A 20,366-nucleotide genomic window follows, 5' to 3' on the forward strand; every position below is an offset into this window, starting at 1 on the left:
GTAGATGACTTATTCAGGAAATTGAAATCTAGGCAACACATCAAATTCAGTTCTGAGCCGCACCCCTGCGATCGTGTCTGTAAAATCATTGCGAGACTGTACCGAAAAGCCCAATCTCAAACCAGAAAGTAATCGAAAGTCATAAAAGACCTCCAACACATTCGGATTGGTATCCTCTCGCTGCAGTTGAGCATTCGATAACCCTCGACCGTACCCAATCCCGAAGCGATCATTGCGAGTCAATACATCCAAAAATGTGAATCCGAAGCTGTAAGTATCGCCTCCTTCGTTTAGTTCTAGATTGTTGTACCGCCCATAGCGCCCAAATAGCCCTAGCTTGAGATTCGGGATAAATAACTCCGCATTGACTCCATAGGCTTCTTCTCGATCGCCTTTTAGCAAACCGAATTGATTGTTACCGCGATTGAAAGAAAAAATTTCATCAAATCCAGTTTTAGAACCCGCATCGCGATCGGTGGCATAGGTTCCGCGCACAATCAAATTCCCGGCTCGAACTCCCACTTCTCCCACAAAAGCATCTAGTGCAAAATCTGTCAGTCCCCGTGCTGAGGAGAACACAGCCGCTTTTGCTTCAAAGTGATCTCCCAAGCTAAGATTGACCAAAGCACCTGGACGAGAAGAAATTCCAGTTGCACTCAAAGCAGGATTAGTTTGAAACACTGAATTAAAAAAGTGCGTCGCACCATCTTTTGCAAAACTATTGCGATCGAAGTAAGAAGTCAGATCTAACTGACCAACGACAAATCGCAGTCCCGGAGCTTCGCGGGGTGATACGGCAACGTACAATTCATTCACGTTGAATCCTTCATCGGGTGTATCGCTGAAAGCTCGACCGGTGACAACATCGACTGTGCCCCCAAAAATGACATTCGGAGAGAGTGGATAGACTCCAGTGAGACGCGCACGGGCTGAAGTTTCGTCTCCCTGATACAAGTAAATCCCCTGAAACACGAGATTTGCTGGAGTGAGCGCATTCGTGCGAAGAGGATTTCGGAGAAGAGAACCGTTTTGACGATCGGGAAGTTGAGAAAATTCAGCTTGATCGAGAACAGGTTTCGTCGGAGTCGGATAAGCTTTTTGAACTGAAATCGGTTGACTTTGCAGACGAGTCGGAAGCGTGAAGCGAGTGGTCGAGCGAGATTGTGCGGATGGCGATGGAGGTAGAATCCCTGCTTGGGCAGGTTGAACTGGAGGTAATGGAGTCGTTAAGGTTGCAGTAGGCGGTGAAGTCGAGTGTTTTGAACCTGTTCGCCTCAGTCCGATGCCGTTTGCAACTTGTCGAATGACTTCGTCCTCGCTGACGATCACATTGGAATTTCCAAAAGATTGTGCAAGAAGAGTGGGCTTTGAAGAAGGATGAGAATCAGAAACCGATTGAGCGATCGCAGGGACTTGCAAACCAGCGACGCACGAAACTGTGATCGAAGTACCGAATACTTCGATCACCCATGACAAAGGAGTCATGGCGTGACGAGTTAAGTCAGACATGCTGTACTAAGAATCGTGGGGTTGGAAATAGAAATAAGGAAGACGTGACGGAATTCAACGTTGCAGGAACAACAAATCAGGAAAAGTGAAAAAAATGAGAAAGAACTTCAGGAATTATTTGAGACTGCTCTGAATTACTTGCATTTTTCAGAACATTAAATCAACAACGTGGAACACATAAGCTAGTTTTTAGCCTTAAATATATTTACCGCAGAAATGTAATTTTTTAGCGTAATTTTGCGGATATTTTTTGGCTGTTTTCCGCGACTAAGCCGAAAATGTGCTGAGTGCCACTAGTGAAAACACGTAAGCTACGACAATAACTCCTGCATCCTAAGCATATTAAGTATGAATTGCCAGAGTACTGGTTATGAAGTTTACTTCCAATTTTTTTGCGATTTCGAGATAGTTTGATGTGCATTTTGTTGCTCTCTAGCACGGCAAATTTTGAGCGAGTAGAGTAGGCTCTTCAAATGGTATTGCACCCTACAAACTTAATTGACGATGCAAGTGAGATTGCTCGATTCTGAAACTTTTATCGCGTTGAGACGGACAAACTGACTCGATCAAACGTATCTCACTCGACACTGTAGTGCGATCGAAGAATTGTCGATCGCACTACTAGGATTTTGTAGAATTTTGAAGTCGCAATTGATCCCTGCGGTCTTAATGACTAACGACTAAACCATCTTTGACGTGAATCGTCCGCTGAGTTTGTGCAGCAATATCCGGCTCATGCGTCACAATCACGATCGTAATTCCTTGCTGATTGAGTTCCGTCAACAATGCCATCACTTCGGCTGAAGTTTGCGTATCTAAAGCACCTGTTGGCTCATCAGCGAGGACGAGCGCCGGGCGATTGACCAAAGCTCGTGCGATCGCAACTCGTTGCTGTTGTCCGCCAGACAGTTGATTGGGACGGTTTGATAAACGTTCTGCAAGTCCAACTCGTGTGAGAGCTTCTTCGGCTCGGCGTTTTCTTTGCGATCGGGCAACGCCTGCATAGACCATTGGCAACATCACATTTTCTAAAGCCGTCGCACGGCTGAGCAAATTGAACTGCTGGAAGACAAACCCAATGCGTTGATTGCGAATAAAGGCAAGTTCATCATTATCTAAGGTCGTCAAATTCCGACCTTCGAGCACATAATTGCCATCGGATGGGCGATCCAGACATCCGATGATATTCATCAAAGTGGACTTACCCGATCCGGACATGCCCATGATGGCAACATACTCGCCTTCTTCGATCGCGAGATCAATGCCTTTGAGAACCGGAACATCGACTTCACCTAAACGATAGGTCTTGGTGATGTCTTCCATCCAAATCATATTTGCCATTGGATTAACCTCGATACTGCACTCGCCAACGTCTGACCGTTTCCGGTTCGTTCAGGTCTTCAAACTTGACTTCATGCAGTCCAGCTTGAGTAAAACCAGATAGCTCTATCTTAGTCAGCGGAAATGGCACGGTCGTTAACGGCTGTTCCGGTTCTCTGCCGAGACAAATCACAAGCAGTTGTCCTGACGGTGCAACAAGTTCGGCAATTTTGGGAATCGCTTGAGCGCGCAATTCTGGCGGCATCGCTTGAATTGTGTAAGACTCCAGAACAAAGTCGAATTTGCCCAATGCAAGCTGGAATAAATCAGCGACTTGATAGTTCACAGATGAGTCGGGAAATCGTTTTTTGCACCAAGCGATCGCGGTTTCCGAAATATCAAAAGCTGTCACTTCCATGCCTCGTTTTGTGAGTTCTTCGGCATCGTCTCCTAATCCGCAACCGATGACGATCGCCGTTTTTCCGACAAGCGAGTGTTGATTTAACCATTCCCCAAACAGCGGATGCGGGGTTAACCTTGCCCAAGGAACTGTGGTGGGATCTCCGTTTGCAGTCGCATAGAGTTCTTCAAACCATCCCAAGGGGTCGCCCTTGCCGATGAAGTCAGTTGCGAGTTGAACGGTGCGAGTAGATGCATCTGTCATACTGCTACCTGAGCTTGCCGAGCAATGATACCGCGATCGAACACTAGCCCATCTGTGCCGATGCCTTCGATTTGGAGTCGATCCGGATAGACTTCGATCGCACTAAATCCAAAGCGAGAAACTGAGTATTCAGTTGTTTTTGAAGTTCCAACGGGACGGAGACTTGCGCCTCCAATACCAGTGACTAAGTAAGTCGTGCCATCAATGGATGTCGATCGCTCATAGTGATGCTCGTGCCCATTGATATAAAGCTGCACTTGATGTTTTTTGAACAATGGCGCAAATTTTCGGATCATCTCTCGATCGGTTCCGTAATGCCCGGAGGAATAGATCGGATGATGTCCATAGACAATTTTCCACGGAGCATTACTCCGTCCTAGCTCAGCATTCAGCCAAGCCATTTGATCTTTCCAGTCAGCATTACCATTAGTATCCAACACAAAGAACTGCACATCTTTTTCGCGGTAGGTGTAGTACCGTCCTTTCATGTGAAAGTTCTTGTATTGAACTTGTGGATAGCCGTTTGCTGTGCGAATGTCATGATTGCCCAGGCAGGCTTGGAAGCGAACATTTTGCTTCAACAAAGGTGCATAAGGCTGCTCGAAAGCAATGCCAATCCGCTCCATTTCGCCACTGTTGTAAATATTATCTCCGGCGAGCGTGACGAGTGAATAGGGATGCTTCTTGTGATAGTTTGCCATTGCATTCGCAGAATCAAACTGATTTTGATCGCCTGCTCCTGAATCTGCGACCGCAACAAATCGCAGCATCAATTCTTGACTTGCAGGTTTAGGCGGTTCAGAAACCGTTTGTGGCATTGGCTCAAATTGCCGACTAAAGCTCTTTCCGGCGACGGCAAGTCCGGCTGCACCGACTCCCCCTAACACCAGCAGTTGACGACGACTTAATCTCATACGACTTTGTTCTTAACAACAGTTGCGATCGCTCAGATGGTAGATTGAAGATCTTACCGCTCTTTACTCTACTGGATTCATACAGATTTCTGTTGTCGAGGAGGTCACATCTATGTCACAAGACTCAAACCAAACCCCAGAATCCCAGTCTAGTGTGGCACAGTCTCAGACAACGGATTTTATTTCTTCGCTAAAAACTGGCACGATTAAGCTCTTACGATCGACGATTCAGTTTCTCGAAAAAACTGCCAATACGCTAGAAGGTTCGTCAGAACCGAATCCAACGGTTGCGAAGATTTTGAAGTTCTTCTCTGTCGTGTGGGAGAAGTTTTTACCGATTTGGAATCAGTTGTTAAAACTGGTACGCGATCGACTCTCGCCCGAATGGAATGAGAAATTAGGCGATCGCGCTTTAAGCGGGATTTTGGCAGGCGCGATCGTGATTTTATTCTGGTTCACGACATCGCTTTTTTCCTCGAAACCCCCTCAGCCACAAGTCGCAAATCGTCCCCCGCTGATTCTGCCAGATCAGACAAAATCGTCTTTTCCCTCTGATTTATCCACTCCTGACACTGCACCACAAACCGTGACGACTCCTGTGGTGAGCGAGCCGGAAGTAGTGAGTGAACCGATTGTCGTCAGTGAGCCAGAAGTGGTCAGCGAACCGATTGTCGTCGGTGAACCAGAAGTAGTTGGTGAGCCAATTGTTGTAAGTGAACCGATTGTCGTCGGTGAACCAGAAGCGGTTAGCGAACCAGAAGTCGTTGCAGAGATTCCAGTTGAAGCAGCAGAACCGATTGTAGAAACGCCAGAAGTAGAAGTGCCGGAAGTTGTTGCAGAACCAGCTATTCCTCAACCAGAATTGACACCTGAAGAGAAACGCATCGCTGCGATCGAGGATCAAGTGATAGAAATTAGCGATCGCTTCATCAATGGTCTAGTCGTGTCAGTTGAGCAGAATGAAACACGGGGTCAGATGCAAGTTACCGTGTCAAATGATTGGTATCGATTTAATGCAGAACAGCAAGACCGATTTGCAGACGAATTGTGGACACGATCTCAGACGTTCAAGCTTCCCAAATTAGAGATTCGTGATCCGCGAGGTGTGTTACTAGCACGACCGCCGATCGTAGGAGATTCAATGGTTGTCGTGAAGCGAAAAAGCGCGATCGCATCATAGCTCTTAAAAATCCCCACTCCCTATCATCTAAATTCCGGCAAACTACTAGCCTTCCCCAAACCCACCCCCGCCCGGAGTTTCAATTACAAACACATCTCCCGGCAACATCTGAACTTCCGCTTTTCCCGACACTTCTACGATCGTTCCATTCGCTCGTTCGACCCAATTCCGTCCCGTCTTTCCGGCTTGACCTCCGGCTAATCCAAACGGCTGAATGCGCCGATGCCCTGACAAGATTGCAGCAGTCATTGCCTCGCGAAACCGAATCCGACGAATCACACCATTTCCGCCGGAATGCTTCCCTTGACCGCCACTTTCTGCTCGGATTGCAAACGTATCGACTAAGACAGGAAAGCGCCATTCCAACACTTCAGGATCAGTGAGCCGCGAATTGGTCATATGTGTTTGAACGGCATCTGTTCCATCGAATGTCGCGCCTGCTCCAGACCCGCCACAAATCGTCTCATAGTACTGATACTGTTCATTGCCGAATGTGAAATTGTTCATGGTGCCTTGAGAAGCTGCTAAAACTCCTAATGCACCATAGAGAGCATTCGCGATCGCTTGTGATGTTTCCACATTGCCAGCCACGACTGCTGCCGGATATCGAGGATTCAATAAGCACCCTTCAGGCACAATAATTTCTAGAGGCTTCAAACAGCCTGCATTCAGTGGAATATCATCTTGAACTAAGGTACGAAAGACATAGAGAACTACTGCTTTACAAATGGCGAGCGGTGCATTTAAGTTCGATGACTGTTGCGGAGAAGTTCCAGTAAAATCAACGATCGCGCTGTGGTCTTTGATTTTGACACTGACTTGGATTTGATTGCCATCATCCATTTCGTAAGTAAAATTGCCATCTTGTAGCACTGTAATTGCTTGACGCACAGATTCTTCAGCATTGTCTTGAATATGCTGCATGTAAGCTTGAACAGTTTCTAACCCATAGCGATCAACCATTTGTAAAAGCTGCTGTGATCCTCTCTCATTCGCTGCGATCTGAGTTCGCAATCCTCAGCGATATTCTGCTGAGGATTGCGAACTGGATAAGGCTGATTCCGGACCTACTCGATACCGAGATCCATCAAAGCGAAGGATGGATCCGCCTCCTGCTGCAACCGTGTGAATTGCCATCATTGGCGATCGCAATCTCACTCCGGCGACTTCAGTTTCAAAGGTGCGTTCATACTGTCCATTAAAATGCGAAACATCTGTAGAAGTCCCGCCCATATCAAAGCCAATGATTTTATCAAACCCCGCTAATGCACTGGTTTTTACCGCTCCGACAATTCCACCCGCAGGTCCCGATAAAATACTATCTTTCCCTTGAAATTGCTGAGCATTGACTAAGCCCCCATTAGACTGCATAAACATCAAATCAGTGTTGTTGAGCGCGGCTGAAACTTGATCGACATAACGGCGCAAAATTGGAGAAAGATAAGCATCAACAACGGTTGTATCGCCTCGACTGACGAGCTTCATGAGCGGACTCACCTGATGCGAAACAGAGATTTGAGTAAATCCAATCTTTTGAGCTATCTCAGCGAGCTGTTGTTCGTGCTGAGGATAGCGATATCCATGCAGTAGAACGATCGCACAAGCTTGAATCCCGTCTTCATACGCAGCAGTGAGCGATCGAATAAGTTCCTCCGTAATCTGAACCGGACAAAGTTCTGCGCCTTGAGCGCTAAAGCGTTCCTCTACTTCGATCACTCGCTCATACAGCATTTCTGGTCGCACGATCTGTTGAGCAAAGATGTTGGGGCGGTTTTGATAGCCAATTCTCAGCGCATCTCGAAAGCCTTGAGTAATCAGTAATACAGTGCGATCGCCTTGACGCTCTAACAAAGCATTGGTTGCTACAGTCGTTCCCATTTTCACAACTGCGATTTGGTCGCAAGGAATCGGTTGATCATTCGTCAGTCCTAACACATCTCGAATGCCTTGAATTGCAGCATCTTGATAGCATTCAGGATTTTCAGACAGCAATTTGTGAACGACGATCGTGCCATCTGGACGTTGAGCAACAACATCAGTGAATGTGCCACCTCGATCAATCCAAAACTGCCAGCCCTGATTTGCCATAAGAAAAATTGAGTGAAATACGGGGTAAGGTGCGGTGAGACTTTGCTCAAAAATTCAAATCTGAGTCCTCGGAGGTTAGAGGATTTTAAAGAAGTATCGTTCATCGCAATCACCCGCCCTGGAATGGAATTCCGGGCTAGTTGAACGAAGTCCACTCAAGGGACTAACAGCCAATCAGAATCAGCTCTTTAGTCCTTTTCAAAGGACTTCGCACCGTTAGCCCTGGACTTTCAGTCCGGGGCGAGATCGAACGGAGCGAGGAAAGGTTGATACTTAACAAACGCCTTCTTAAACGCAGTCAAAATCAAATCCCCACGACAAAAACCTCGTTATCGAGATTCTTGTGATTTTACCTTGCTTCTTAGTTGCGCGATCGTCGCTGAAATTCCCTGATATGCTCTGGAATTGATCTGACCATTCTCTCGCAACAAGTTCATCACAGCCTCATAAGCAACGATCGCATTTTGCAGATCTCCTATCCGCTCATACGCCATCGCTTGCACCGTATAAGATTCGCTCAATTTCGGATCAAGCCGACTCGCTGTTTTCGCATCTTGAATCGCATTCTGAGGATTGTTTAAGCCAAGCCAAGCAAATGCTCGATCAGCATACGCGATCGCATAAGTAGGATTGATCTCGATCGCGCGATTACAATCATTCAAAGCTGCCTGATAACGATCCATTCCCATTTGAATAAAGCAGCGCAGATCGTAAGCAACGGCTGAGCTAGGATCGAGTGCAATCGAGCGATCGAGATCTTTCAATGCACTCGGTAATTGTTGTAGTCCGAGATAGCTACGTCCTCGTTCTCGATAAGCAACTGCATCTTTAGGCTGGAGTACAATTCCCGCTGTAAAATCGTCTACTGAGGCTTGATAGTTCCCCAGTCGGCTGTGTGTCATGCCTCGATTGAAGAGCAAGCTTGGGGTTTGAGGAGCAAATTGCAGGGCTTCGGTGTAATCTGCGATCGCGCCTGTGAGATCATTCCATTGAATGCGCATTTGTGCCCGTGCAGACAACGCATCACTGCGATCTGGATTGAGCTTCAGTACTGTTTCAAAATCGCGCATTGCACCTTGTCGATCGCCCATTCTGGCTCGAATTGTAGCTCTCGTTCGATACGGCATCATCAACTTGGGATTTAGCTCAATTGCTTTTGTCAAATCAGCGAGTGCAGATTGGGGTTGATCAATTTGACTGACTCCTCGCAAAAAGTAATCTTCAGCCGTTTGAGGTGTGCTCAACTGTGGTCGAGTTCCGGTGAGAGCAGAGCGATCGACAGTCAGTGTCATCTGATTTAACTTCGACGATTTTTGCAATAAATCCGAGACAAAATTCGAGGGAATGCCTGCTAAAACGCCCATATCGCCGGATTGCCCAAAAATGGCAATCACTCGCCCGCTTGCATCAAAGATCGGGCTACCGCTCATTCCAGGAGCCGCGATCGTCGTAAACATTAATGAGTAACCTTCACTATGAGGATCATTCACCTGAGAGGTGAAAAAGCCTTTGTGAAATGCAACAGGCTCTGTCCCAGGAGATTGATGCGGACTGCCTGGATAACCATTAATCCAGATCAGATCCCGCTTAGCTAATTGGGTTGAATCCCCGAATGTTGCAACTGGATAACTTTGTGAAGATTGAAATAAAACCACTGCAACGTCAGGAATGCCTTTCAACTGCTCAAATGTATGAGTATTTGCGACTGGATAGCGCTGACCATTGGCAGTCCGAATCTGAAGTCTTAAATTGCGATCGCATTGTCCCGCGAAATCCAAATTGCAAATTACATGGCGGTTGGTTAACACTGCATAAGTATTGCCCTGTTTCGCAATGATCACACCTGATCCCGTCTGACTTCCTCCTGGACTAAAACCTAAGATCTGAACGGTCAGTGGTTGAGCCGTTTGGCGAATTTCAGACGGAGAAAGAACTGCTTTGGCAAGTGTAATTGAAGCTTGACTAAATGCGAGTGTGATGCCGGAGAACAAGCCGACTATCCAACCAATTCGAGCCATCTGGGAACCCTCTTTGAGCAAAATTTTGTAGGTGAAAATCTGAACCGGGTAGGAGATAAGCGAATGATTGGCGCAAGTTATGAAGGCTCGAGATGATGTCTTTTCATCTCTCAAAAGGTGTTTTGAAAGTATCAACAGTTTCCTCGCTCCGTTCAATCTCGCCCCGGAATGAATTCGGGGCTAACGGTGCGAAGTCCTTTGAAAAGGACTGAAGATCTCATTCTGATTGGCTGTTAGTCCCTGAAGGGACTTCGTTCAACTAGCCCCGAATTCATTCCGGGGCGGGTAAATGCGATGAACGATACTTTGTCAAACATCCTCTTATACTTGCGCCATCACACTCAATCAATTCGGTACTAAGACAAGCCCTGAGACAAAATCTTGAAAAGCTCAATGAGTAAAATTCTACAACTTGTTGCGTTTTGATAGGTATCGCTTAAGCTTGTTTACGGATTGCTTTCTCTAAACTCCCTATGCCCCAACCCATTCTCTATCTTGCAATTACGAATCATGGCTTTGGTCATGCAACTCGCGCGGCAGCGATCGCGGCTGAAATTCAACGCCTTGATCCCGAAATTGTTTTAATCCTGGCGACAACGGCTCCACGCTCGGTCTTAGAAGCTTACATTCCCGGCGATTTTATCCATCGCCCCAGAGCATTAGACGTGGGAATTATTCAGCAAGACAGTTTAATCATGGATAAGCCTGCAACGCTAGAGAAATTAAGAGAAATTCGATCGCGTCAACAAGCAACGATCGCATCAGAAGCGAATTTTATTTTGCAAAACAAAGCCGGATTAGTGCTTGGAGATATTCCACCTTTAGCGGCTCCCATTGCTAAAGCAGCAGGTGTTCCAGGTTGGATGATGAGTAACTTTGGTTGGGACTTTATCTATCGAGATTGGGGCGGTGAGTTTCTAGAAATGGCAGATTGGATCAGCGATTGTTTTTCACAATGCGATCGCTTATTCAGAATGCCATTTCACGAATCGATGCAAGCGTTTCCAACTGTCACAGATGTCGGTCTAACTGGCGTTGCTCCAAGATTCGAGGCAGCAGAAGTTTTAGCAAAGTTCAACCTCACGGATACTCCAAAAGAAAAAATCATCCTAGTAACGTTTGGTGGATTAGGACTCGATCGAGTTCCGTATGAGAATCTCACTCACCTGTCTGACTATCAGTTTCTCTGTTTTGATAACAATGCTCCAGACTTGCCCAATTTGATTAAAGTAGACGATCGATTTTACCGTCCGATCGACTTAATGCCCATCTGCGGTCGCTTACTGTCAAAGCCTGGATATAGTACTTTCTCTGAAGCCTGCCGTTATGAAATTCCGGTGATGACTGTGACTCGTGAAGGCTTTGCAGAATCTCCGATTTTACTAGAAGGCATTCAAGACTACGCTGAACATCAAATCTGGTCACTCGATGAATTTTTTAACGGAGATTGGAGCAACATTCGTCAACCAATGAATCCGCCACGCAAATCTGAAAAATTGCCGAAAGATGGGAATCTTACGATCGCTCAAGCGGTTGTTGATTATTTGCGATCGTAGAATCGTTAAACTTCCGGTCGAGATGCGATGTATTTTGTCTCGACCTAGTAGTTCACTACAATTAATCTGATAGGGGGATAGGTAGAAGATCTAAAATCATGGTTGTTGCTCCCCACTCCCCACTCCCTACTCCACAAAATGCTCGACGACTAGACAAACTCTCACTTCGGAACCGCACTAACCCGCTCATCATCCGATGTCCGCGATCGCGCAACCTGGCTCTGCTGATGATAGCTCATTGCTTCTGCGATCGCTCCTTGCCGCCGCGCCTGATCTCGACTAATCCCTTCTAGCGTATTGCCCAATCCAGGAGCCTCCCATCGATTGGTGCGAGGATTGAGGTAAGAGTAAGTTCGAGCCTGCAACACTGCCTCAGAACCGCGAAAACCTCGCTCATAAGCTTGCCGTAATCGATCGACATAACCTCCTTCATCCAAAGCTGCAAGTGGTGCTTGGTTTGCTAAATCAATGCCATTGAGTTGTTCTTCTAACCCTAATCGCAATCCAGCCGCGATCGCAGATTCTTGAATCACCTGATACTGCCGCCATAAGCGATCAAGCTGTCGGCGATCGGCATCATCTGGAGAGCTAGCACCATGCTGATAAGAAAAGCTTCCCATATTCCAAGCCCCATTACCTGGATCAACATGTCCATAGTACGCCCAAGTCTTTCCTCCTTCTGGTGTGCGAGTTCCTTCAGCACTTCCGACTGCTCTTGCAACGAGCGAATCCGATCCTCCTGCAAAGAGTTCATCCGGTGCAACGGCAACTAAGCGAGTGTCATCGGTTGAAGTATCAATGTTTTGGGGTTTCGGTTGGGGTTTTGGTGGACTCGATGGTTTGAGAGGAGTGAGAATTGCAGGCGAACTTGCTTGAGTCTTAGAAGAGGGACTCTCTTGAATCTCAGAGGGGGGACTTTCTTGAATCTTTGGAGCTTTTTTTACTTCAGATTTGGGTAGGTTCGGGGTGAATTCCAGCACTTGAGCTTGCGTCGATCGTACTCCACTTAAGGTGAGAACAATCACGCTTATCATCAGGGAAACAATTTTCTTCATCGTGGCTTCAGGGTTCGTTCCAATAGGCTTTTATCAGGCTCGACGAGTGCCCAAGTTCCGTCGGATTGCTTGAGTAACGTTGCAAATTGCAAAATGTCTCCAGTCGCGATCGCGTCTCCAGCTTTCAATGCTCCGAGCTTCGGAGACTTTAATCCACAGAGCCGAAACAAATAGGCTGGAGTATCTGTCCCTGCAAAGTACACACAGCCTCGCTGACCTAAATAAACATTGCCTGTCGATGGAGCGTAGACAGACTTACCGTTTAATGCGATCGAAATATCTCCTAATCCTCCTATCACAGTTGATCCAGCAATTTGATCTCCGAGCTTCAGTTGCCAACTTTGGTACAACTTCGGTTCTGAAATGCTATGGTTTGGCTGTTGAGAAGAAGTACAACCCGAAATCAGCAGCAGCAACAAAAAAATAGTTCCGAGCTTAACGAATCCAGAACTTATACCCCAGATATTGATCACCTTCATAGGAAACCACAATAAACGTTTGAGAAGTTGATTTTTCTAGGGCATCGGATGCGACCCGATACGCTTCCCGCTCGGTCTGCATCCCGCTGCGAATGGCAATTTTCGGCAGAACACAGTACGGCTCTTTAAGCACCTTGCGAACTGAATCTTTTGTATCTCCTGTTTTGAATTGGATCAGATTCGCGATTTTGTCTTTTGCAAGTGCAGAGTCCGATCGCACTGTTCCCTGACACTCTAAAGTCGCCTCTTTACTTCCAAAAGACGGTAAGCCCATCGCTTGAATGAAAATCCCAATGGCGAGAACACCAGCGATGCTTGCTAAAAATTGATTCGAGTTGAGTTTATCAATCATAGCCGTCCTCCAACGAACAGTCCTAAGGCTAAAAGCAACAGTCGATAGACCCCGATTCGATTGACGTTCGGAATAAACAATGCAGCATAAGCAGCGAGCAATGCTGGCACAAACACAAGAATCATCACGGGAAGTTCCAACATTGGAAATGCCATGACGACGTATTTCAAGCCAACTCTCAGTCCGGCAGCCGCCATCACCCACAAGGCAGCATTGATCGCGATGCCAGAATTTTGTACCGGAAGTCGTAAGACACTCTGCATCAGCAGATCAAACGGCTTGCGGCGACGGACTCGCACCGAAGTCGGAAAACCAGAAGTCGGGCGAAAGGGTGGGATCGCAGACTGCGGCGCTGTCTCTGGTACACGTGCCCGTGTTCGCGGGACTGGAACAGATTGTGCAGGTTGGTGAGGCGCAACATCGCTCATCTGTGCCTTGGGTGGTTCTAAAGGCAGTTGGACGCTTGCGGGTCTTGCCGTTTGAATTTGCATCTGTTCGACGGTGGCTTTGAGTTCGTCGATCGCCATCCAAGTTGCATTCAATTGCTCATTGAACTGTTGCAAGCTTGCTTCGATCGAAGGAGACGGCTCCCAAGTTAATTTCACGCGGGTAGAAGCGGATTGATTGGTAGCCTTACTTGCCGCTTGACGGGTTTGAGTTGTTTTTTTAGTTTTCGTGGTGCGCGAAGTTTTTTTCGCAATATCTTCAGTGTTAGACTCAGCAGGCGCTTCAGACGGGGATTCTTTGCCAGCCGCGATCGCTGATTTCTTAGATTGTCGTCTTGCAGTCGGTTGGGTCTGAACGATCCGAGTAGACTGACTTTCTGTTTTAAGTTCTGTCATCGCGGCTCCTAAGGCATATGAATCTTTAGTACGCAAGTACTATAAATAGTATTAATGTACGATTCATCAGAAGTCAAGAGGCAAGTTCAAAAAACGTAAAAATGGGATGCTTTACCATAAAGTGTCACACTTTAGAAGTATTTATTATCTTTTGTAATAATAAGCACAGCCGCTTCCCAGAGCAGCGATTAGATTAGAAAAAATGCGATCGTCACTAGGAGATTCGTATGGGTATCACAACGCAAATTGAGATCATTCAATTGCAATCGATTAAAGGCGGAATGGCAGAATTCTACACGCCGCAATCGAGTCATGAAACCATGTTGGTGAATGTCCCCGCCAATACGATCGATGACCTTTTCGTTCACCGGACTCAAACCGACCAATTGCTGGTGGTACGGGGAAGTTTTATCTTGGTTGTGTTACAAAATCGTAAGTATGAATACATCCCATTAAGCGAGTCGCACCCGCAAGTGGTCAAGATTCCGCCAGGAGTGCCACATGGAGCCATTAACTTGAGTGATTCGCCCTGTGTTTTAGTGAATGCTGTGCTGCGTCACCGACCCGCGATCGAGCAAGATTATCGTCCAATGCGCCGACCAATCCCCTACGATATAGATATTGCTCACCAACTCCAAGAATTTTTGCGTCCTAGTGCCGCATAATAAATCGCTTTAATATCCGATATGCCGCAATTTCCGGCATCTGGAGTTCTTGCTAACCTGTGTTTCATGCCCCTGACGATCCTCGTTGCTGAGGATGATGTCGGAACCCGACTCTCGATCAGCGACTACCTTGAATGTTCTGGTTATTCCGTGGTCTCGGCTGAGAATGGGGCTGATGCGATCGCACTGCTTGACACGCATCAACCCCATCTCATCGTGACCGATGTTTCGATGCCTTTAATTGATGGCTATGAGTTAGTTCGCCACGTCCGTCGCCGTCCTGCTTTGCGGCTTTTGCCGATCGTGTTCCTCACAGGACGGACTGAGACAACGGAGCGAGTGAAAGGGTATCAGCTTGGCTGTGATGTTTATCTTGCCAAACCGTTTGAATTGTCTGAATTAGGTGCGGTCGTGCGAAATTTACTAGATCGCACTCAGATGATCGAAACAGAATGGCGATCGCGGCAGGGATTTGAAGCTTCGGGTGAGGTCGGAGAAAAACCGATCGCAGATATCGATATTGCTTTAACTGATCGTGAGAAACAGGTTTTAGCGCTCTTGAGTGATGGGCTATCGAATATTCAAATCGGCAATCATTTACATCTGAGTGCGCGAACTGTTGAGAAGCATGTCAGTAGTTTGCTGAGAAAAACTGAAACGAGTAATCGAGCCGAATTAGTTCGATTTGCGATGGAACATCATTTGGTCGTTTAGAGGATGTTTGAACAGTAATCGTTGAGACGCATTCACCCGCCCCGGAATAGAATTCCAGGGCTAACCGTGCGAAGTGGGTTGAAACCCACTGAAGAAGGCGTTTTCATTGGCTGTTAGTCCCAGAGCGGACTTCGCACCGCTAGCCCCGAATTCATTCCGGGGTGGGATGGAAACGTGAGCGAAGAGTCTTTTGCATCCTCTTAGAACATCTCTCAACAGTCGATCGCTCTATCCAAAGCGTTATCCTCAAATTTCACAGCAATTCGCCTGCTTTATCCACAAAGCTTTTAATCTTGTCATCAATCTCGCGCAAATAGATTAGCCACACTTTCTGAATTGGCTGTGTCAACGTTTGTACCAAAGCAGAAAGCTCTCCAATTTCTCGCAGTCCGGTTGTTGTTTGAATATGAATGCCACGATCGTACAACGTATACCCTCGACTCACTGCGATTCTCAATCCGCAGTAAGTCGATGAATCAAATCCCGCTTGCGTTGTCCAATATCGAGCCTTTTCTAGCAGTAAATCTCGATCGCTTTCTTCTAATTGGGAAATATCCAAAGATTTCAGCAAATCTCGATCGAGAAATCGCCGGGATAAATCCGCCAAAACAGGATCACTATGCGATCGCCACTGCTGAAAATGATAGAGAAAAGCTCCATCATCTCCGGCTAGATACTGGTCTAATTCGATTTGATTACCGTCTTGATTGAGCCAAGCTCGAACATTTTGATCGGCTTCTAGATTGCCAAGCTTCAACTGATATCGAGCTTGCTGAAATGTTTTGAGTAAAACCCAAGTCGCAGCAATATTTTTACGATGGTTATAAACCTGAGAATACATAAAATAGCGCACGATTAAATAATGCTCGATCGCTGCCATTCCCTTTTTCGCAACCACTAATTGCTGAGTCACCGGATCGTAGCGCATCGCCATCAAAATACGATCGAGATCAATATGTCCATAAGATGCGCCCGTAAAGTAACTATCTCGCATCAAATAATCTAAGCGATCGCAATCTAACTGACTTGAAACCAACTGCCAAACCAATGGCAATGGATATTTCTTCAAGAAAACGGCTTCAAGTTGATCAATCAAATCTGGCGAGAACCGATCGAGTAATTGCCGAATCGGTTCTGACTCCCGCAAAATCCGCCGCGTCCAAAGCTCATGATCACTGCCAAAAATCTCTTCTGCCGTATGGCTAAACGCCGCATGTCCAATATCATGCAGCAATGCCGCGCAGAGTACGATCGTGCGATGCGGAAGCAATTGCGGATAATCCCGTGCAATCCGATCAAATGCCCGTCTCGCGACCGCTAACACGCCCAAAGAATGCGTAAATCGCGATCCTTCCGCGCCATGAAACGTCAAACTCGCAGGACCCAACTGCCGAATCCGCCGCAAGCGTTGGAATGCAGGCGTATCGATCAATTGAATCAACAATGCCTCAGTCGGATCGCTTTGATCGAGCGCGATCGCTCCATGCAACGGATCGTGATAAACGCGCTCAACCATGACTATTGAAAACTAATTCACTCACTACTTCGCCCCAGCTACGAGCGAATCTGAAAACGCCGCGATCGCAGCTTGATATTGGCGATCTGCTTCTGTTCCAATCTGCTCCAGCGTAAACGTTTGGTCGATCGGCACAACTCGATCGGGCTGAATCCCCAACCGATTGATATCCGTATGATTCGGCGTTTCGTACTTGGCAACCGTAACAGCTAATCCCGATCCGTCTGACAAATCAAACAAGGATTGAATCAATCCTTTGCCAAACGTTTTCTCGCCAATAATCGTTGCCCGTGAGTTATCTTGCAGCGCTCCTGCCAAAATCTCGCTGGCGCTTGCCGTGCCTTGATTGACTAAAACAACGAGCGGGTCATGCGTCAAGGCTTTCCCGGTCGCTTCAAAACTTCCTAATGTCCCTTGGCGATTGACCGTGTAAACGATCGCGCCTTCATCGAGCCATAACCGCGCAATCTCAATTCCGGCATTCAACAATCCGCCCGGATTATTCCGCAAATCGAGAATATAGTGATCGGCTCCATTTTTCTCTAATGACGCGATCGCATGTCCCAGTTCCATCGCTGCGTTCGCATTAAACTGGCTCAACCGCAAATATCCAACCTTCAATCCATTCGGCTGCGATCGCAATTCAGCCACAACCGGATTCAACTCCACACGAGCGCGCACCAAATCAAATTCGCGTTCTTCGGTTTCTCTCTTGACTGTCAGCATCACATGACTTCCGATCGTCCCGCGCATTTTCTCTGCCGCTTCATCGAGGCTCAATCCTTCGGTGGTCACGCCATCAATTTCAAGAATGCTATCTCCCGCTAAAATCCCCGCTTTTGCCGCAGGCGATCCGACGATCGGCGAAATCACCTTCAATCGCTTCGTCTCCATATCCAGCGCGATCTGCAAACCCACGCCTGTCAATTCACCTGACGTACTCGTTTGCAAACTGCGATACTGATCGGGCTTGAGTAATCGAGTAAACGGATCGTCAAGCACTGCCAACATTTGGCTAATCACTCCATACGTCGCCTCTCGATTCGGCAAAGATTGCTTGAGATATTTTTCTCTCAGCGCCCACCAGTTTTTATGATTAAAAGTTGGATCGACATATCCGCGATCGATAATCCGCCAAACCTCGTTGATTAACTTTTGTTCTTCCGTCAGTGCCAGTGCTGGAGCCGCAAGAAACAGGAGCGCCGCCGCGATCGACAACCCAACAATCGTAAGAGAGCGAACCCAAATGAATCGTTTTTCCATAGCGATCGTGATAGTAGCGCCAAATATTGCGTCAATCGGTGTCCCAATTCAAGCATGATTCACTCTGCCAGAAATCGAACGTTCCGATAAAAAATTCTCAGAATGAAATTATTCTTCATGAAGACTTATAAAAGCCTAACATCCCAAAAAGCCGTAAAACCCCTGACGAATTGACTCTTTCCGCGATGAAATGAAGCGTTCTCATATGTTACATTTTTTATGAACAGCAATCATTTTTTAGGAACGCTTGCTTTATGGCAAATGTGTATGACTGGTTCGATGAGCGCCTAGAAGTCGGTGCGCTCGCCGAAGACGTAACCAGCAAGTACGTGCCTCCCCACGTCAACATCTTCTATTGCTTGGGCGGCATTACTCTGGTGTGCTTTTTGATCCAGTTCGCAACTGGATTTGCAATGACCTTTTACTACAAGCCCACCGTTGCCGAAGCATTCACTTCTGTTCAGTACATCATGAACGAAGTCAATTTCGGTTGGCTGATTCGCTCCATCCACCGTTGGTCTGCCAGCATGATGGTGCTGATGATGATTCTTCACGTGTTCCGCGTTTATTTGACCGGTGGCTTCAAAAAGCCCCGCGAATTGACCTGGGTAACGGGCGTTATCTTGGCTGTGATCACCGTTTCTTTCGGTGTGACGGGCTATTCCTTGCCTTGGGATCAAGTCGGCTACTGGGCGGTGAAAATCGTATCCGGTGTGCCTGAAGCGATTCCAGTTGTGGGAACCCTGATTGCAGACTTGCTGCGCGGTGGTGCAAGTGTTGGTCAATCGACCCTGACTCGCTACTACAGTGCTCATACCTTTGTCTTACCTTGGTTGATCGCCGTCTTTATGCTGGCGCACTTCCTGATGATTCGGAAGCAAGGAATTTCCGGTCCGTTGTAATGAATTTTAGATTTTGGATTTTGGATTCAACCGTAAGATGAAATCAAAGTCTAAATTCTGTCTCTGCTGATCTCTAGAACTAGGAGAGCCTCCGTTAAATGGCAACGATTAAGAAGCCGGATCTTAGCGATCCTCAATTGCGCGCTAAGTTGGCGAAAGGCATGGGTCACAACTATTATGGTGAACCTGCTTGGCCCAACGATTTGCTTTACATTTTCCCGGTCGTAATTTTAGGTACGATCGCGCTTTGTGTCGGTTTGGCAGTGCTTGACCCTTCAATGAATGGTGAACCTGCAAATCCCTTCGCAACTCCGCTGGAAATTCTGCCTGAGTGGTATCTGTATCCTGTTTTCAATATTCTGCGCCTCGTGCCGAACAAGCTCTTGGGTGTGGTCTTGATGGGATCTGTACCTTTAGGCTTGATTGCCGTTCCGTTCATCGAAAACGTCAACAAATTCCAAAATCCCTTCCGTCGTCCTGTGGCGATGGCAGTGTTCTTGTTTGGAACCTTTGTGACCATGTGGCTTGGAATTGGTGCAATTATGCCCGTCAGCCAAGGTTTGACGCTCGGTTTGTTCTAAATTGAATTTTGAACCAAAATTTAATGCCTGCTAGATCGCTTGGAGAAGTTCAAGCGATCTAGCAGGCATTCTCTTTGTGATTGATAGAATCAATTCATGGATTTGGAGCATTTCTGATGACTCAAGCGACCACTTCGTACAGCGGAGCTACCGCACAAGAACAGCGTCTTTACACACCAGAAGAGTATCTTGATCTAGAAACAAACGCTGAATTTAGAAGCGAATACGATAACGGAGTGATTACCCCAACGACAGGTGGAACTGCAAATCACAATCGCATCTGTCGGAATCTCTGTACTGCTTTAACAATCGGGTTAAGAGGACAGAGGTTTGAAGTATTTATTTCAGATTTGAAAGTTTGGGTTCCAACTTCCCAAAAGTTTCGATATCCAGACATTATGGTGACTGCTGGAGAACCAGAATACTATCAGAATCGCAAAACAACGGTTACAAATCCACAGATTATTATTGAAGTCTTATCGGAATCTACAGAAGAATTTGATCGAGAAGATAAGTTCAGACTTTATCAATCGATTCCGTCTTTTCAGGAATATCTCTTGATTGATCAAAGCCAGATCGCGATCGATCATTTCTACAAAACTCAACCAAAACACTGGCAAATTGATCAGTTTGACGATCAAGACACTGAAATTAAACTGAAATCAATCGATGTCACCTTGTCGATCGCTGAAATTTACGACAAAGTGACACTTTGAAAGGATGATACAGTGAGCAAAAAGGTTTGAAA

General features: G+C 46.7%; 20 protein-coding genes. 7 read left to right on the forward strand and 13 right to left on the reverse strand.

Annotated elements, in window-relative coordinates; translation table 11 throughout:
- Nucleotides 1-9: 9 nt before the first annotated feature.
- From ACMUEV_RS17760 to ACMUEV_RS17775, 4 genes are all read right to left on the reverse strand, one after another.
- Entirely contained in the window at nt 10-1,509 is a 1,500-nt protein-coding gene (locus ACMUEV_RS17760; protein ID WP_190649953.1) for a porin, read from the reverse strand.
- 666 nt (nt 1,510-2,175) lie between these two features.
- Nucleotides 2,176-2,850, reverse strand: coding sequence for an ABC transporter ATP-binding protein (locus tag ACMUEV_RS17765; protein ID WP_277880275.1), 675 nt, complete (start codon nt 2,848-2,850; stop codon nt 2,176-2,178).
- A 4-nt stretch (nt 2,851-2,854) separates the two neighbouring features.
- Nucleotides 2,855-3,493, reverse strand: coding sequence for a class I SAM-dependent methyltransferase (locus tag ACMUEV_RS17770; RefSeq protein WP_190649955.1), 639 nt, complete (start codon nt 3,491-3,493; stop codon nt 2,855-2,857).
- Nucleotides 3,490-4,407, reverse strand: coding sequence for a metallophosphoesterase family protein (locus ACMUEV_RS17775; RefSeq protein ID WP_190649957.1), 918 nt, complete (start codon nt 4,405-4,407; stop codon nt 3,490-3,492). The genes ACMUEV_RS17770 and ACMUEV_RS17775 overlap by 4 nt, the downstream gene beginning before the upstream one ends.
- A gap of 112 nt (nt 4,408-4,519) precedes the next feature.
- Here ACMUEV_RS17775 and ACMUEV_RS17780 point away from each other — a divergent pair, with 112 nt between their 5' ends.
- Nucleotides 4,520-5,587, forward strand: a complete 1,068-nt coding sequence (locus ACMUEV_RS17780) for a hypothetical protein (RefSeq protein WP_190649959.1) — start codon at nt 4,520-4,522, stop codon at nt 5,585-5,587.
- 45 nt (nt 5,588-5,632) lie between these two features.
- Here ACMUEV_RS17780 and ACMUEV_RS17785 read toward each other — a convergent pair whose 3' ends face one another.
- The 3 genes from ACMUEV_RS17785 to ACMUEV_RS17795 all read right to left on the reverse strand — a co-directional run bounded on the left by ACMUEV_RS17785 (nt 5,633) and on the right by ACMUEV_RS17795 (nt 9,693).
- Nucleotides 5,633-6,550, reverse strand: coding sequence for a hydantoinase B/oxoprolinase family protein (locus ACMUEV_RS17785; RefSeq protein WP_415354612.1), 918 nt, complete (start codon nt 6,548-6,550; stop codon nt 5,633-5,635).
- Nucleotides 6,551-6,604: 54 nt separating this feature from the next.
- Nucleotides 6,605-7,675 (reverse strand): hydantoinase/oxoprolinase N-terminal domain-containing protein, encoded by a 1,071-nt coding sequence (locus ACMUEV_RS17790; protein ID WP_415354613.1) that lies wholly within the window; start codon nt 7,673-7,675, stop codon nt 6,605-6,607.
- Nucleotides 7,676-8,004: 329 nt separating this feature from the next.
- Nucleotides 8,005-9,693: a serine protease gene (locus ACMUEV_RS17795; RefSeq protein WP_190649961.1), complete on the reverse strand. Its 1,689-nt coding sequence runs from the start codon at nt 9,691-9,693 to the stop codon at nt 8,005-8,007.
- Between the two features lie 473 nt (nt 9,694-10,166).
- Between ACMUEV_RS17795 and ACMUEV_RS17800 the strand changes: the two genes are divergently transcribed.
- Nucleotides 10,167-11,249, forward strand: a complete 1,083-nt coding sequence (locus ACMUEV_RS17800) for a glycosyl transferase (protein WP_190649963.1) — start codon at nt 10,167-10,169, stop codon at nt 11,247-11,249.
- 161 nt (nt 11,250-11,410) lie between these two features.
- On the opposite strand, the gene ACMUEV_RS17805 is transcribed toward ACMUEV_RS17800, so the two are convergent.
- Genes ACMUEV_RS17805 through ACMUEV_RS17820 form a run of 4 tightly spaced genes read right to left on the reverse strand, consistent with a single transcriptional unit; the run spans nt 11,411 to nt 13,977 of the window.
- Nucleotides 11,411-12,304, reverse strand: coding sequence for a hypothetical protein (locus ACMUEV_RS17805; protein WP_190649965.1), 894 nt, complete (start codon nt 12,302-12,304; stop codon nt 11,411-11,413).
- Entirely contained in the window at nt 12,301-12,783 is a 483-nt protein-coding gene (locus ACMUEV_RS17810; protein WP_026148575.1) for a hypothetical protein, read from the reverse strand. The genes ACMUEV_RS17805 and ACMUEV_RS17810 overlap by 4 nt, the downstream gene beginning before the upstream one ends.
- Entirely contained in the window at nt 12,740-13,135 is a 396-nt protein-coding gene (locus ACMUEV_RS17815) for a hypothetical protein (protein ID WP_017287743.1), read from the reverse strand. The genes ACMUEV_RS17810 and ACMUEV_RS17815 overlap by 44 nt, the downstream gene beginning before the upstream one ends.
- Entirely contained in the window at nt 13,132-13,977 is an 846-nt protein-coding gene (locus ACMUEV_RS17820; protein WP_190649967.1) for a hypothetical protein, read from the reverse strand. The genes ACMUEV_RS17815 and ACMUEV_RS17820 overlap by 4 nt, the downstream gene beginning before the upstream one ends.
- A gap of 227 nt (nt 13,978-14,204) precedes the next feature.
- On the opposite strand from ACMUEV_RS17820, the gene ACMUEV_RS17825 reads away from it, so the two are divergent.
- Both ACMUEV_RS17825 and ACMUEV_RS17830 read left to right on the forward strand, forming a co-directional pair.
- Nucleotides 14,205-14,642, forward strand: a complete 438-nt coding sequence (locus ACMUEV_RS17825) for a dTDP-4-dehydrorhamnose 3,5-epimerase (RefSeq protein WP_190649969.1) — start codon at nt 14,205-14,207, stop codon at nt 14,640-14,642.
- A gap of 66 nt (nt 14,643-14,708) precedes the next feature.
- Nucleotides 14,709-15,356 carry a response regulator transcription factor gene (locus ACMUEV_RS17830; protein WP_190649970.1) on the forward strand — a complete coding sequence of 216 codons (648 nt, stop codon included), beginning with the start codon at nt 14,709-14,711 and terminating at the stop codon, nt 15,354-15,356.
- A gap of 253 nt (nt 15,357-15,609) precedes the next feature.
- On the opposite strand, the gene ACMUEV_RS17835 is transcribed toward ACMUEV_RS17830, so the two are convergent.
- Entirely contained in the window at nt 15,610-16,872 is a 1,263-nt protein-coding gene (locus ACMUEV_RS17835) for an HD domain-containing protein (protein WP_017287739.1), read from the reverse strand.
- 24 nt (nt 16,873-16,896) lie between these two features.
- Nucleotides 16,897-18,135, reverse strand: a complete 1,239-nt coding sequence (gene ctpA / locus ACMUEV_RS17840) for a carboxyl-terminal processing protease CtpA (protein ID WP_190649971.1) — start codon at nt 18,133-18,135, stop codon at nt 16,897-16,899.
- Nucleotides 18,136-18,389: 254 nt separating this feature from the next.
- Between ctpA and petB the strand changes: the two genes are divergently transcribed.
- The 3 genes from petB to ACMUEV_RS17855 all read left to right on the forward strand — a co-directional run bounded on the left by petB (nt 18,390) and on the right by ACMUEV_RS17855 (nt 20,334).
- A complete protein-coding gene (petB, locus tag ACMUEV_RS17845; RefSeq protein ID WP_017287737.1) occupies nt 18,390-19,037 on the forward strand; it encodes a cytochrome b6 in 648 nt (215 codons plus the stop codon).
- A 98-nt stretch (nt 19,038-19,135) separates the two neighbouring features.
- Nucleotides 19,136-19,618, forward strand: a complete 483-nt coding sequence (petD, locus tag ACMUEV_RS17850) for a cytochrome b6-f complex subunit IV (protein WP_017287736.1) — start codon at nt 19,136-19,138, stop codon at nt 19,616-19,618.
- A gap of 116 nt (nt 19,619-19,734) precedes the next feature.
- Nucleotides 19,735-20,334: a Uma2 family endonuclease gene (locus ACMUEV_RS17855; RefSeq protein ID WP_017287735.1), complete on the forward strand. Its 600-nt coding sequence runs from the start codon at nt 19,735-19,737 to the stop codon at nt 20,332-20,334.
- The last annotated feature ends 32 nt before the right edge of the window (nt 20,335-20,366 follow it).

This window comes from Leptolyngbya sp. FACHB-1624 (assembly GCF_047649235.1).
Classification (GTDB): Bacteria; Cyanobacteriota; Cyanobacteriia; order Leptolyngbyales; family Leptolyngbyaceae; genus Leptolyngbya; species Leptolyngbya boryana.